The organism is Ligilactobacillus sp. LYQ139 (assembly GCF_045033025.1).
In the GTDB taxonomy this organism is placed as follows: domain Bacteria; phylum Bacillota; class Bacilli; order Lactobacillales; family Lactobacillaceae; genus Ligilactobacillus.
Genome location: NZ_JBJFZW010000001.1, coordinates 17,700 through 31,593, shown reverse-complemented (window position 1 = coordinate 31,593; position 13,894 = coordinate 17,700). Strand labels below are relative to the sequence as shown.

General features: G+C 47.9%; 12 protein-coding genes. 5 read left to right on the top strand and 7 right to left on the bottom strand.

The window, feature by feature from the left end; genetic code table 11:
- Nucleotides 1-120: 120 nt before the first annotated feature.
- Nucleotides 121-2,958 (bottom strand): DUF3427 domain-containing protein, encoded by a 2,838-nt coding sequence (locus ACI3E1_RS00150; RefSeq protein ID WP_405023656.1) that lies wholly within the window; start codon nt 2,956-2,958, stop codon nt 121-123.
- Between the two features lie 125 nt (nt 2,959-3,083).
- Between ACI3E1_RS00150 and ACI3E1_RS00145 the strand changes: the two genes are divergently transcribed.
- Nucleotides 3,084-3,401, top strand: coding sequence for a hypothetical protein (locus ACI3E1_RS00145; protein ID WP_405023655.1), 318 nt, complete (start codon nt 3,084-3,086; stop codon nt 3,399-3,401).
- 1 nt (nt 3,402) lies between these two features.
- On the top strand, nt 3,403-3,669 hold the full coding sequence (locus ACI3E1_RS00140) for a hypothetical protein (protein ID WP_405023654.1): 267 nt from the start codon (nt 3,403-3,405) through the stop codon (nt 3,667-3,669).
- Nucleotides 3,670-3,790: 121 nt separating this feature from the next.
- Here ACI3E1_RS00140 and yaaA read toward each other — a convergent pair whose 3' ends face one another.
- Together yaaA and ACI3E1_RS00130 are read right to left on the bottom strand one after the other, a co-directional pair.
- Nucleotides 3,791-4,552 (bottom strand): peroxide stress protein YaaA, encoded by a 762-nt coding sequence (gene yaaA, locus ACI3E1_RS00135; protein WP_405023653.1) that lies wholly within the window; start codon nt 4,550-4,552, stop codon nt 3,791-3,793.
- A 2-nt stretch (nt 4,553-4,554) separates the two neighbouring features.
- Complete coding sequence (locus ACI3E1_RS00130) at nt 4,555-6,072, bottom strand: hypothetical protein (protein ID WP_405023652.1); 1,518 nt, start codon at nt 6,070-6,072, stop codon at nt 4,555-4,557.
- A gap of 405 nt (nt 6,073-6,477) precedes the next feature.
- Between ACI3E1_RS00130 and ACI3E1_RS00125 the strand changes: the two genes are divergently transcribed.
- On the top strand, nt 6,478-8,103 hold the full coding sequence (locus tag ACI3E1_RS00125) for an APC family permease (RefSeq protein WP_405023651.1): 1,626 nt from the start codon (nt 6,478-6,480) through the stop codon (nt 8,101-8,103).
- 181 nt (nt 8,104-8,284) lie between these two features.
- Here the strand turns inward: ACI3E1_RS00125 and ACI3E1_RS00120 are convergent, their stop codons facing one another.
- Nucleotides 8,285-9,595: an APC family permease gene (locus ACI3E1_RS00120; protein WP_405023650.1), complete on the bottom strand. Its 1,311-nt coding sequence runs from the start codon at nt 9,593-9,595 to the stop codon at nt 8,285-8,287.
- A gap of 89 nt (nt 9,596-9,684) precedes the next feature.
- On the opposite strand from ACI3E1_RS00120, the gene ACI3E1_RS00115 reads away from it, so the two are divergent.
- Complete coding sequence (locus ACI3E1_RS00115) at nt 9,685-10,500, top strand: Cof-type HAD-IIB family hydrolase (protein ID WP_405023649.1); 816 nt, start codon at nt 9,685-9,687, stop codon at nt 10,498-10,500.
- Nucleotides 10,501-10,740: 240 nt separating this feature from the next.
- On the opposite strand, the gene ACI3E1_RS00110 is transcribed toward ACI3E1_RS00115, so the two are convergent.
- The gene (locus ACI3E1_RS00110; protein ID WP_405023648.1) at nt 10,741-10,932 is read right to left on the bottom strand and encodes a 2-hydroxymuconate tautomerase; all 192 of its coding nucleotides are present in this window, start codon (nt 10,930-10,932) and stop codon (nt 10,741-10,743) included.
- A 124-nt stretch (nt 10,933-11,056) separates the two neighbouring features.
- On the opposite strand from ACI3E1_RS00110, the gene ACI3E1_RS00105 reads away from it, so the two are divergent.
- Nucleotides 11,057-12,493 (top strand): C69 family dipeptidase, encoded by a 1,437-nt coding sequence (locus tag ACI3E1_RS00105; protein WP_405023647.1) that lies wholly within the window; start codon nt 11,057-11,059, stop codon nt 12,491-12,493.
- Nucleotides 12,494-12,705: 212 nt separating this feature from the next.
- Here ACI3E1_RS00105 and greA read toward each other — a convergent pair whose 3' ends face one another.
- Nucleotides 12,706-13,182 (bottom strand): transcription elongation factor GreA, encoded by a 477-nt coding sequence (gene greA, locus ACI3E1_RS00100; RefSeq protein ID WP_405023646.1) that lies wholly within the window; start codon nt 13,180-13,182, stop codon nt 12,706-12,708.
- A gap of 46 nt (nt 13,183-13,228) precedes the next feature.
- A complete protein-coding gene (gene udk, locus ACI3E1_RS00095) occupies nt 13,229-13,882 on the bottom strand; it encodes a uridine kinase (protein ID WP_405023645.1) in 654 nt (217 codons plus the stop codon).
- Nucleotides 13,883-13,894 lie beyond the last annotated feature (12 nt).

The following is a 13,894-nucleotide window of genomic DNA, read 5'->3' as shown; positions in this document are numbered from 1 at the left end:
GCCGAACCGAATTACTGCATTATAACGCGGTTCGTTTTTAGTCCTTGTCCTGCTCATTTGGTTTAAATTATCAAGTAATTATTAAAAGGCGGCAGGCATCATTTGCCTTTTTCTTACCTCTCAATCCGTAAATAACTCCCGGTACTGGTCCAGGGTAAGGGCGTGCTCCAGTTGTAGGTCCATCCCCACCGTTTTCTTGCCATTTAACACCTCTTCTTGAATACTGGTCGGCACGACTTTAACTTCTCCCAGGTAAGTAAACGCCTTCCGCCCATCATCCCGTTTCACAAATAAAAGCATTTTCACTTGCTGGTGCCCCGCACTAACTCCTGCCAGTAACTCCTGAACTTCAGGCGACCTTAACGTTCGCGGACTACGGGTGTACCATCGCAAACGATCGCCCGAACGTAGATCGTTCTTGTACCGTGCACTTCGCTGGCCGGTGGCCTTCTTGACGGTGATAAAAATGGGGCACACCCCATCAATAACGCGATAACCGTATAATGGTGCACTAATATCCTTCGGCCAGTTTAACAGCCGGCACACATCTTTGCGGGTGTATTCCCTTCCCCGGGTAAATGCTGTTCGGGAATCCGCCTTCTGGACTAACTGAAGTCCCGTGATAACCGTATCGGTAACCAGGCAACGGAACCAATCATGTTTCCGTAAGGCGGTGACCATAGGTTCTGTCCACGCAAATCCCGCCGCCATCTGAACTACCACTGCTTGGTTCCCGTACTGCTTTTTGCGCGTCGTTTTTCCCACCGTCACATCAAAAAAACTAAGGTTGAGAATCCCCATCACTGAAGTAAGGGTAGCGGGATCGGTGGCAGCATGGTATTGATTGAGCGCTTCCTTATACGCTCTTTCAGTCACTACGCCGTCATTTTCAAGCAATAACCTCAGCAAAACCAATTCGTGTGGTCGGAGTCCGTTCACCAACTCCTGGGTAATAAACGTGAGCACTTGATCCTCCCACTTAGTTAGTGGACGGTCATCCTTCATCCGCGCAAGAAACTGGTTGTAGTTTTTCACCCGCGTTTGGTGGGTAAACGCCCGCGGACTCACCGTTTCTGCGGCAGCAAAGTCGTGGAGCAATGGTACCCGGCCGAATCGTTGCTTGAGCGTTTGGTACGCCTGCTTAAGGTGCACCAGCGCATCCACCTTTGTTTGTTCCAGGCTTCGCAAAATCCGCTCCCGGGCAACCCGGGTGAAATTGATTGTTGTAATCCCCATGGTTGGAGGGGCAGCTACTATATCCCGAACAGCGGGATTCGCCGCCGGGAGATGTCCCGTTAACGCAATCGGAATCATGTAATTATTCTTATAGTTCCCGATAAAATCAAGCACAAGGACACTCGTCTTCCCGGTAGCCCACCGCAATCCACGTCCTAACTGCTGAGTAAAAACAACCGGTGACTGGGTACTCCGCAACATTACCACCTGGTTAACACATGGAATGTCAATTCCTTCGTTAAATAAATCAACGGTCATAATGTACTCAATCCGCCCAGCTTCAAGATCCTGGACCGCCTTTACCCGGGTAGTTGGCCCATCAGTATTGGTCAGCGCAACCGCGGGGTGATCCGCTGCCGTGAACTGCGCGGCAATTTTTTTGGCCTCTGCTTGCCGGCTGCAAAACACCAACCCGTGTACCGGACCATGCGTACCGTAATAGGCAAGCTGCTGCAAAACATACTGTACCCGCGCTGGTGCTGCCAGGCGCTTTAACGGAACCTGTTCGTCAATTATCCGGCCTTGGTACGTATAGTCCGCTACCCCAACGTAATCAAACGGGCATACCATGTGACTATCAATCGCCGCTCGAAGTCTGATCTCATAGGCAACATGATAATCAAACAGGGCGTACACGTCCGCATCGTCCATCCGCTCTGGAGTTGCCGTCATTCCCAACCAAAACTGCGGGGTAAAGTAATTCATCACGCGCTGGTAACTTGGTGCGGGGGCCCGGTGCGCCTCATCGATAAGGATAAAGTCAAAGGTTGTGGGGGAAAAGTGATGTTGTATCCGTTCTTGCGCCATGGTTTGAACGGTCGCAAAAAGGTACTGGGCGTCCCAGTCGTGATGATGGCCACTCAAAATCCCAAAGGCACTTGCAGGTCCACCTAACACCCGTTGAAAACTTTTCCGGGCTTTGAGGGCGATTTCCTCCCGGTGCACAATAAACAAGAAGCGCCGCGGTTGAAATGCCTGAACGGCAAACGCTCCTAGGTATGTCTTTCCGGTTCCGGTAGCCGATACTACTAGTGTCCGGTGTTCTCCCCGTTTCCAGGACGCCTGCAGGGTTGCTAAGGCTTCTTGTTGCATCTTATTCGGGGTAACTTTCTGGGTGGATTTTTGGTGCAGCGAGGTAGTCACCAGCGGGTGGTAGGTCGCAGCATAATCCTTAATCCACGCTGGAGTAATGGGATGGGCTTGCTTCCATTCCGCTTCAAAGGCTGTTGTAAACTCCTGAAAAACGGTACCGCGGGTGGTTCCCACCACCCGCAATGTTAGCTCCCGGTTCGTAAGGAGCGCTTGTTTAGTGAAATTTGCACTCCCCGTAAAGAGCACTTCCTCTCCCGTTTTTCGGGTAAAGGCATAACCCTTAGCGTGAAATCCCTGACTAGTTGCCACCCGGGCCGTAACTCCCGGAAGCTTATTAAGTTCATAAAACGCTGCGGGAGGATTAAAGCCCGCATAAGTTCCCGTAATAATTTGCCCCGTGACCCCTGCCGGTTGATCCGCTAAAACGGCTTTTAAGGGAACAAGCATCGCGGGAGTAACAAACGCAATCATCCACCGGAAACGGGTACAGTGTTCCAATTCAAACCGTAGGTAATTCCATAATTCTTCCCCCGGCTCGTTAGTAATTATCCGGGGCCCCCATACCCCCGTTGTTTTTTCCCGGGTACCACTAAACCCGGCAAGCAGCGCTGCGTTAATCCCTTGATCCACTTTGTCCACCTCTTTATTTTTCTGATCCCATTATACCCGGAAGACTTACTTCAAGCGACCGGTTGCTCCAGGTCGCATCTAACTTTCCTTCTGGTATATACTAAGAACGGAAAGAAGGAATTACGGTGGAAATTACCTATAATAAAAAGGGCTGCAAGAAAGTCTTTAAAACGTATAAGCACCAGGTTGCAACCATCCAAAAGGCTATCGTCGCACAGCTTACCCAGCAGTTTGCCACGGACTTCGCTAAAACTAAACTTGCAACCCGCATCCCCGTTGCGGGCACTAAGTGTTATGAATGCCGGGTTAATCCCCCGCAATTGCCAGCAATGCGGGTTGCCTTTACCCGGCACGGCGCTAATGCAACCGTAGAATACCTAACAACTAACATCACAAAGGCAGACTTTACCCAGGAACTTGAACAGTTTTTAGGGGGCAAATGAAATGAAACTGATTGAACTAAAACAAGCGCAAAAAACAGCCATCACTAACCTTAAAAAGCGTCGGAAACAGGAACTAGGATTCTACACGTTTAAGAAGGATCGGTCCGTGCGGATTAAGTTGATTGATGACGGGGGAGCCGAACTTATTGAACACGGCTACGCCGAAGAACGGACCCAACTTGACGGGCAAAACGCTAAACGGGCCCTGAAGCGGGCGTTCAGCCGGGAATTTCCCCGAAGTCATAAAGTGTATGTCCAAGAACACTGATTGAATTAATCAAGCCGTGTATTAACGCAAAAAACAAGCGTGATGAAGAACTCTTCTATTGAAGCACTCCACACCACTTCAACAGGCGCGCTCCTTTCACCACGCTTGTTTTATTTATTCCCTAATTCACTTCATCCTGAATAAAAACGTACCTGGTTGAATTTGAAAATTCCGGACGGTACCGGTAGCCCCTAGTTTGAAACTGCCGGGCGGTTTCGGGCTGTGTTACATTGTTTTCTGCGAGGTAGCGGACCATTTCCCCCCGAGCCATCTTTGCCAGCGTTCCCCGTTGAACCACCCGGCCATTAATCAACTTGCCAAAAACACAGTCAATTAATTGTTCGTCTGGTTGAAGATACCGTCGGACCGTCCGGGCAAACATCGCCGAAGCAACGTTTAACACGACCTTCCCGTTCCGAAATGCTGCATCATGGAGCTTGCTCCCCCAAAAATTCGGCAAGTTGCGGCTACCATTCACATGAATCTTCGCCTTTAGTTCCAGCCGGTATGGAGCCACCCCATCAAACGGACGAAGTGCCCCGTAAAAGCCTGATAGAATGGTCACGTGGTCCTGCAGGTAGGCTAACCCGTGATCGGTGAATAGGTCGGGCGCCATGTATTGGTACGCTAGTCCCTGAAAGGCCATAATTGCCGGTGTAAGGTTGTGCTCCAAATCCATGGTTTGAAGATTATGGTAGCTCGCCTTAACAATCCGGTCACTTGCATGCCACATTGCTGCTAGGTCCGCATATCTCATTGCCCGCAAATAATCCCGAATCATTCGTGCATCGTCCAGGTACAGGGGGCGGGTAACGTCCTGAAAATCATCCGTATCCCGCATCATCTTTTTGGCGGGGGAAATAATAATTCCAAGTTGTCCCATCCCTATTCCACCTCCGAAACAAGATCCGCCACTACCTGATCATTAATCTTCATTCCGGCAGAATCGCCCAACAAAAAGAGCGGCGTTTGCTGGTCATCCATGAAAAACGGTAAATTCAGGTTAATTCCGTGGGCGTGCACGGAATGAAACCCGTTAGCGTACTGGTACGCAAACGTACCATGCGGGACTACCATTCGTTCCACTGCCCGGAAAGACCGGGCGTGTTTTCCCGGCCCCTGTTCGATTGCTAACCAGTTCCGGTGTTGCTTATCCCGCCTGAGTGTTCGCTGATTCATCACGGGTATTGCCGCTTGAACTAGCGTGTCGGTGAGGGTTTCTACTACGGGGGTCAACGTTTCCGCCTGTTCCGCCGTAACAAAACGACGCACATCGCGTACAAGTTGAAGACGGGCGGTTAAAACAAACCGGTTAAAGAGCGCGCGTTGTGCTTCGTTAGTCGGTTGTGCCTTAATCCATCGGATACTTACCCACTGCTCATTCAGAGTGCGGAAAAGAACACGTGCCGCCTGATTCCGTCCCTCTTTTCGCAGCCAGCGGTATGCATCTAAAGTTGCCCGGGCCTGCGCCATAAAGGCAACGTCCGTTCCCCGCACAACTCGCTCCGGATGAGCGCTTCGCGGCCATTGCGGTACAGTTGGCGCCTTAAACAATCCCATCACCTGCTGATGAAGGTGATGGAACTGCCGACGCTCCTTATTAGTAGGATGCCCTTCCTTGAAAACAGCAGCTACGATAGCATCTAATAACCCGGCAACAAAGAATGATGTTCCGGTAATATCCTTGATAAGAACTTCCGGTAAATAATACCCGTGAGTAAACAACGAATTTAACCCGTAAAACACCAGGTGACAGTAATTATGCTGGTCCCCCAATACAAACCGGGCAACATCCGCGATACTACTAATCTTTGGCCCGTGGCCCCATACTTCCGGATCCGTTCGGTACCACGTTTTTCGCCGGTCATCGCGGCCAAATGACGCTAAATCACAGTATTGTGCCTTTTGTTCAAGCGCATTAAACGTCGTTCGCTCGTCATCGATTCGCTGCGCTAACCAACTAGCAAGGCTCATATGATGTTGCCCCCAACACTGACCGTCCTGGGCGGCAAACGCTGATGCTAACGGTTCAAGGGCCATAAACGAATCAGGGTGCGCGCAAATCGTTCTTGTCCACAAATACTGCCGTAGCCGGCTCGAATGGTAGAAGAGCTGTGCCCGGGAAACACTCTCCCCGTGATCATGCAAAATAAACAATAAAAAGACGCCCCGCTCGTAGATGGGCCGTGAAACAACCCGAGCAGCTGCCAGCATGCGGCGGTTAACTAATGCTTGGTAATCATCCGCTAACGTACAAGTCAACTGAATCATCTGCCGTACCGTTCTTGTCCCGGTTTTATCTGCCAGCCGCACCGTTTGGTTTCCCGCCGTTAATAGGGCGGTTAGTTGTTTAATCAGGGCCAGCGCATTTACTGTCATTAAGCCCACCTTCCTCTTAGTCATTTTTCTGTCTCCATCTTACCAAGTATCATCATTATTAGCACGAAAAGGAGGTTATCACTTCAGATAACCTCCTTCGTTATGGTAATGGTCTGTGGGATATCCACAGATGGGGGATGAAAGTATGCGTTGTTTGGGCAAAACGCTTTTACCCCCAAATGGGAGCGTGGAGAAATTTCACTTTTTACCCGCGCACATTTTCATTCTCAGTATAGAAACGCCCTTCTCCCGGTTCAAATAATATGCTCACTCACTTCTTCACTAATTAGTCCCATCCTTTCGGTACAACTATCAAACAACAAATATTTTTCGATTATAATTAAATAATTTACTAGCAAATAGTTATGGTACACTTAACAGCGGTGCACTGCTCATCATTATTAAGCTATTAAGGGAGGTATTATCACAATGAGTGATTTGTCTAAAACCACTAAAAAATCATACATTAGTTGGCCGGTTCTCGCCTTAATGGACTTCGTGACGGTCATTGGTTTTGACGATTTAATTTACAATTTTCAAAACCAAGGACTGAGCGTTATTACGTCGTGGATCATCATGCTCTTTTTCTACGTTATTCCGTATTCATTAATGGTCGGGCACCTCGGGTCGGCATTTAGTAATGAAGGCGGTGGTTTAAGTTCATGGGTACGAGGAACAAGTGGCGAATTTCTCGGCTATTTCACTGCCTGGACATACTGGGCGGCTTCAATTCCCTACGTGGTCGACACGGCAAACTCAATCGTTGTTGGGTTGGGATGGGCTTTTAACGGCAACGATCACCTTGAACACACCCTCTCCAACAGCATGTTTGCCCTCTTAAGCCTAATTGTCTTTGTCGTCTTTATCGCGATCCAATCACGGTTTAAGCACTCCATGGAAATTCTTAGTACCATTGGAGGCATTGCCATGTTTGGGATGACCGTACTGTTTGTCATCATGACAATTACAGCAATTGCGATGGGCGGCCACATTGCCACCCAGCCAATGAACCTGCACGCTATCCTGCCGAAATTTAACTTTAAGTACTTCGCAACGGTCGGGATGCTAATCTATGCCATGAACGGTGCCGAATTAGTTGCCCCGTTCGTTACCCGAATGAAGAAACCAAAGACAGACTTCCCCAAAGCAATGATCATGCTAGCAGTCATGACCGCCTTTTTGACCATCTTCGGGTCCTTCTCTTTGGGAGTCTTCTTTAACGCCCACCACCTACCAAACGACCTTAAAATGAACGGGTCGTACTACGCCTTCCAGGCACTTGGTCGGCATTATCATGTAGGAAACCTTTTCATGTACTGCTTTGCGTGGACCGAAGTTTTCTATTTGGCCGCCTTGCTTGCAGTGCTACTTGATGCCATGACCCGGATGTTGATTTCAGATACCGGCACCAAGTACATGCCCAAGTTTCTGCGAAAAACCAACGCTGCCGGGTTGCCAATTAACGGGTATATCCTCACATGTGTTTTAAGTGCGTTCATCATTGGTTTAGGAATCTTCTTGCCGGATATGAACGATATCTTCAACTGGTTATTAAACCTAAACGGAATCGTATCACCAGGAGTGACCTGCTGGATTTTCTTTGCTTTTATCATGGTGCGGCTCAAGCAAAACCAATTCCCGTCCACGTATGTTTATATTAAAAACCGGAAGTTTGCGTTGGTTGTTGGCTGGTGGATGTTGATTGTAACGGCGATTGCAACCATCCTTGGAATTGCTCCGCAAGATGTTACCACGTTCTCAGGTACTTGGTGGTATGAACTAACCATCAATCTCATCGCCATCATTGTCCTCGTTGGGCTCGGAATTATCCTGCCATACATTACCCGGCGGGAACAGCGAAGTACAACGGGCGTTGCTTTTACTAAACTACAGTGGCTTAGCATGGTTGGTGTTTTGCTTGTCGCCTTAATTAGCGCCTTTTATCTGGGAGGAACTCACCTTACCAGCAGGTGGTGGTTAATCGGAATTATCACCGGTTTGGCTGCAGTCCTACTGATCATCATTGGTAAACCAGAGCATGACCGGCAAAACTAAAAAAAGCGCTTGTCTTTTATCAGGGAAGTCGCTATAATAACCTGGTTGTTATTAATTAGGTTATATTCGTCGTTTCGTTTTGGAACGGCGTTTTTTTGATATCAAATTATTTGAAAACAAAGGAGGCCGCGATTTACGGTACAGCCTCCTTTGTTTTCTTCGAATTTTCCTTAACGACAGATTATTTTAGGGGATGCCGGTGACGCCACTGCTGAACGGTAGTATCTCCCACATACAAAAGAATCCCTGCTGCCAACAACATGGCGCCAAACACAATTACCCGCCACTGAAGGTTAACCAGAATATACCCACACACGATGAGTGCCATCAATGGTACGGTCACCCCACCGTGAAGGTGGAATCCGGTATGGGCTTGTTCCTTATGCAGGTGTTGCCGCCACTTTACCCGGAGCATTACCAATGCAGTGGAGAAATACTGAACCAATGAAACAATCACCGCACATGGCACCAAGAACAGGTAGTTTCCGCTTAGGAAAAGCAACGCACATACTCCCGCCGTCAAGAGAATCGCTACCCACGGCGCTCCGTTCTTGGTCTTAATCCCAAAAAATGTTGGCAACAGTTTATGCTCATTTGCCAGTGAGGACGCCACAAACGGGGTACTATACGACAGGGAAATGGCGACTCCCAAAATGGAACCAATCGTTCCGATCGTAATAAGTAACTTTCCCCAAAATCCAAACCGGGTTGCAAATGCCAAAGCTAACGGCGCTGAACTCATTGTAATCCGCCGTCCTAACATTCCAATTACCACCACAAAGACCACCACATAAAGGGTTACGACTGCCGTAATCACCGCCAATAGTTCCCGCGGTAAATTCTTTTGGGGATTGCGCATTTCCGCCGCAGCAACCGGGAGAAATGCAAAGCCGGTGTACATGTAAAAGACGTTACTATACGCGTTATTATACGATGCAAACGAGTGAGCTGGACTATGGAATAAGTGGGCGCCGTGAATGAACCAAACACCGCCGATAACAAATAGAAGTAACACCGCTAATTTTAACAAGGTTGCCGTATCGTTCGCTGCGTTTGATACCCGTTGCCCCAAAATGCCAATTACTGAAATCGCGAGGATAACCAGGATTCCCGTTATCCGATAGGTAGTCGGATGGTAAAGTTGGGGGAAAAACACCTGAAGAGCCGTCAAAAACGCGGCAATTTCAGTCGCAATCGTCATTACTCCCTGTAACCAAGTAAATAAACCCACTTCAAATCCGGCAAACTGCCCAAATTCGTTATAAGCGTATAACCACCCCGCGCCGTTACCACTGGTTCGACTCGCCAAACCTGCATAACACAACGCCAGTAACAAGGCGGATACTCCTGAAAGAATTAGGATTGGAATAATCATGATTCCCGCTTTACCGTATAAGTTACCTGGTAGCAAAAACGCGGCGGACCCAATCATACTATCAACACCCAAAAGAAACACCGAAAACGGACTCATTTTATGCCCTGCCTTTGTCATTTAAATCGCCCTCTTAAAATTAAATTGTTTCTTTGCTTAAAAACACGTAGAATGAACAATTGAGAATTATGTAAACGGAGGAATGACGGATGCAAAACCACCTGATTGCCCTTGATTTGGACGGCACCACCTTAACAAGTACGGGAATAGTTACCCCCTATACTAAACAGGTGTTGCAAGCGGCCAGTGCTGCCGGGCACGTTGTGGCAATCGTTAGCGGCCGCCCATACCGCATGTGCACAACAATTTACGACGAACTTGGCCTTACTAGTCCCATGATTAACTTCAACGGCGCCCTCGGCAGCATCCCCCACCGACACTGGCGGGGTGAATACACCGAAACAATTGATCCGCACATTGCGCTGGCCATTGAAGATGCCAAGGAAGAACTTAACTTACAAATTGTTTCCATTGAAAGTAAGTTCCGGTGTTTGGTTGACCAACTCAATTACGAAATTGACGAGTTCTTTCCCCTAGCAACACGCCCAGAACAATTGCTCCGGGCAGAAAACATCCAAAATGATCCGCTTTCAATCATGCTTGTCGCCGCTAACCAGAAAACGAAGGCAGCAACGGTCGCTACACTTGAAGACCGGTTTGGAGACCAAATTCACGTTGGCGTCTGGGGCGGCCCCCGACCAATCCTCGAACTTTCGCGTCGTGGGGTCAGTAAAACGACTGGTATCAAACACCTCATGACAACCTATCATATTCCACGTGAAGCGGTAATCGCCTTTGGGGACGAGCATAACGACGCCGAGATGCTCAGCTTCGCCGGTCACGGGGTTGCAATGCAGAACGCAACACCGCAGATTAAAGCGGTGGCGGACGCCATTACTTCCAAGGATAACGACCATGATGGAATGGCGCACTACTTGGCGAATTACCTGCAACTTACTTTTTAGAAAGGAACCCTCTTTCCAGGAAGTAATTATACTCTTGTTCCGTAAAATTACCGGAAAGTATAAACAAAAGAGACTGTGTTTTTTTGATATGCTCCCAAATCTTGGATAAAGTAAATTCAAGGTTTGAAGCTTATATCAATTCCCGTCACAGTCTCTTTTATAATCTTAATCGAAAACCACGCATGGAATTATTATCCACAAAGGATTGACCCATCAGACATGCTTCTTAGAAACTAATCCCTACTTTTCTTCGTCGCTTTTCAGTACACCCGCAACCGAGTACCGGTCGTGCTGCATTTCGTTAAGCACGATGTGGATGTGCTCAGCTGGTGCTCCCGTATTTTTAGAAATCGCAGCGGTAACATCTTTTACCAGACTCCGCAGCTGTTCTTCTGACCGGCCAGCCAGTAAATCAATATGAACTAATGGCATGTTAGCCCCTCCTTACCATCAATAATCATTCTCATTCTACCGGTCCTCCTCAACGAATTCAAGCGCAGCACAATGCTAATGTGATACAATCGGGATAACTTTAATCTACCTGGGAGGGATTTTAATGCCCCGGAAAGAGGACTATTTTTCATCATGCACAAGTATTTTAGTTGGTAAAAACGCCATGGCAATGGGAACCCCGATTATTGGGCGTAACGAAGATGCCAATACCGCGTGGCCTAAGCACATGGTTATTCACGCTCACCAGGAAGCAACCACGCCCCAGCAGTTTAAGTCGCCGGATAACGGTTTTACCATTGACCTGCCGACTACGCGGTTAAAGTATACGGCAACCCCCGAATGGACGCTAAAGTACGGGGTTTTTGAAGAAAATGGTATTAACGAAGAAAACGTTGCGATGAGTGCAACGGAAAGTGCCTATGCCAACGAACGTGTCTTAGCCTATGATCCGCTCAATACCAGTACGGGGATTGGCGAAGAGGCCATGGTTACGGTTGTGCTCCCATACATTCATTCAGCCCGGGAAGGAGTTGCCCGCCTTGGAAAAATCGTCACGGAATACGGAGCAGCGGAGACAAACGGTGTCTTATTCGCCGACCAGAATGAAGTTTGGTACATGGAAATTGCAACGGGTCATTACTGGGTTGCCCAACGAATTCCGGACGACGCTTATGCGGTGGTTGCCAACCAGTTAGCAATTCAGGATGTGGATTTAACTGATTCAGCGAACTTTATGGTTGCCCCGGGAATTGCCAACTTTGTCAACAAACATCACCTGAATCCTAACCCAACCACCTTTAATTTCCGTAACATTTTTGGTACCCACACTGCCAGTGATGAGACGTATAGCACGCCCCGGGTTTGGGTGGGGCACCAGTTGTTTTCCCCTGAACAATCGGGAACAGAAACCCCAACCAGTGAAAACCTCTCGTTTATCATGCGCCCTGATCACCTGCTTCAACGGGAAGATTTGATGGCACTACTGGCCAACCACTACCAGCAGACACCCTATGACTTACTGGGAAAGGACAATTCCAATAAACACCGATTCCGGCCAATTAGCCTGGCTAAAACGCAGGAATCCCACCTATTAGAAATCCGGCCAACAATGCCGAAGGAAATGCAGGGAATTCACTGGTTAGCAATGGGCGTTACCGCCCAAAGCGTGTTTGTCCCAACCTACGCGGGAACAACAGATATTCACGCCGCATACAAGGTCGGAAAACACGAGTACAGCCCTGATTCAGCGTACTGGACTTACAAACTGGCTGGCGTGCTTGTTGATGCCAATTACCCGGTTTTAGGTGATAAACTGCATAAGGTACAACAGGAACTGACCACCACATTCCGGCAGATGCTTGCTACGACCGACGAACAGCTACTGACAGTTTCCCCAGCGCTCAGGACAGAACTAATGACCTCAGCATCAATTAAGATGCAGGCAATGGGGTTAAATAAAATGAATACCCTCATCAGCGAACTTGTAACAGCAGCAACCGCCTTATCCCCGCTTAATTTCAAGACGGACGCAAACTTATAGAAAAATTTTAAGCAAGCTCAAAAACGCTTATCACGAAAGTGAACTATCTAAAAAATAAGGAGGATGTGACGTAAATCACATCCCCTTACTTTTTTGTATAATGCGATGCTAAAAATAACCGGACCGACGAAAATCATAACCTGTTCCCCCGGTGCTGCATATTGCGTTTGCTTGTTGCTTTTACTACGGCCGTTTTAGCACATTTCTCACTTTTATTTTACTGCCGTAATCTTAACCGTCATTTCACCACCTGGCGTTGTCAGCGTTACTTCTTCGTTTAACTTATGTCCAATTAGCCCCTTAGCAATCGGCGATTCGTTAGAAATCTTACCGTTAAACGGGTCAGCTTCTGCTGCGCCAACAATCTTGTAAGTTTCTGGTTCTTCGTCTGGTAATTCCTGAAATGTTACGGTCTTTCCCACAGCCACTTCATTCTTATCGATGCTTTCACTATCAATGATTACAGCGTGGTGAAGCATATTTTCCAGTTCCTTAATTCGGCTTTCATTGAAAGACTGCTCATCTTTGGCTGCTTCATATTCGGAGTTCTCTGAAAGGTCCCCGAATGACCGGGCAATTTTAATTCGTTTGACGATTTCCGGCCGCCGGTTTGTAATTAAATCGTTTAATTCATCTTCAATTTTCTTTTTCCCTTCAAGGGTCATTGGAAATGACTTTTCATCTGCCATGAATGTTTTCCTCCTGTCCAGTTAGTGCATTGTTGATTATACCACGCTAAACCCGTTCACGGTTCTTCCGGATAACGTCGCGAATCTTTGTTACCAGCAGATCAATGGCCACGTGATTTTGGCCTCCTTCCGGTACGATGATGTCAGCGTACCGTTTGGTCGGCTCAATGAATTGGTGGTACATCGGCTTTACCGTTGCCATGTACTGATTGATAATTGAATCCAGCGACCGGCCCCGTTCTTCCATGTCCCGTTGAATTCGGCGAATAATCCGAATATCATCATCAGTATCAACAAAGATCTTAATGTCCATTAGATCCCGTAACCGCGGATCGTTAAGCACCAGAATTCCTTCGACGATGATGACTTCCTTAGGTTCTTGAATGATTGTTTCCTTACTCCGGGTATGGTTAACGTAGTCGTACACCGGCTTTTCTATTGTTTTCCAGTCACGTAACTGTTTTAACTGCTTGATAAAAAGGTCAGTGTCAAACGCATCCGGGTGGTCATAATTCGTTTTTACCCGTTCCTCGAAGGGCTTATCATCCTGATTCTTGTAGTATGAATCCTCCTGGATCATCAGGATTGAATGCCCGTTAAGTTGGTGAAAAATTGCTTCACTAACGGTTGTTTTTCCGCTTCCGGAACCCCCAGTGACCCCAATAATAACGGGCCGGCGCCGTGTTTCTTGTTCTGTCATTGATTTACTTAC

What these genes read in the sequence shown, in the direction of transcription:
- yaaA (WP_405023653.1), bottom strand. Translation starts at nt 4,552, where the DNA reads ATGGGACAACTTGGAATTATTATTTCCCCCGCCAAAAAGATGATGCGG.
- ACI3E1_RS00110 (WP_405023648.1), bottom strand. Translation starts at nt 10,932, where the DNA reads ATGCCATTAGTTCATATTGATTTACTGGCTGGCCGGTCAGAAGAACAG.
- ACI3E1_RS00105 (WP_405023647.1), top strand. Translation starts at nt 11,057, where the DNA reads ATGCCCCGGAAAGAGGACTATTTTTCATCATGCACAAGTATTTTAGTT.
- greA (WP_405023646.1), bottom strand. Translation starts at nt 13,182, where the DNA reads ATGGCAGATGAAAAGTCATTTCCAATGACCCTTGAAGGGAAAAAGAAA.
- ACI3E1_RS00130 (WP_405023652.1), bottom strand. Translation starts at nt 6,072, where the DNA reads ATGACTAAGAGGAAGGTGGGCTTAATGACAGTAAATGCGCTGGCCCTG.
- ACI3E1_RS00125 (WP_405023651.1), top strand. Translation starts at nt 6,478, where the DNA reads ATGAGTGATTTGTCTAAAACCACTAAAAAATCATACATTAGTTGGCCG.
- ACI3E1_RS00140 (WP_405023654.1), top strand. Translation starts at nt 3,403, where the DNA reads ATGAAACTGATTGAACTAAAACAAGCGCAAAAAACAGCCATCACTAAC.
- ACI3E1_RS00120 (WP_405023650.1), bottom strand. Translation starts at nt 9,595, where the DNA reads ATGACAAAGGCAGGGCATAAAATGAGTCCGTTTTCGGTGTTTCTTTTG.
- ACI3E1_RS00115 (WP_405023649.1), top strand. Translation starts at nt 9,685, where the DNA reads ATGCAAAACCACCTGATTGCCCTTGATTTGGACGGCACCACCTTAACA.
- udk (WP_405023645.1), bottom strand. Translation starts at nt 13,882, where the DNA reads ATGACAGAACAAGAAACACGGCGCCGGCCCGTTATTATTGGGGTCACT.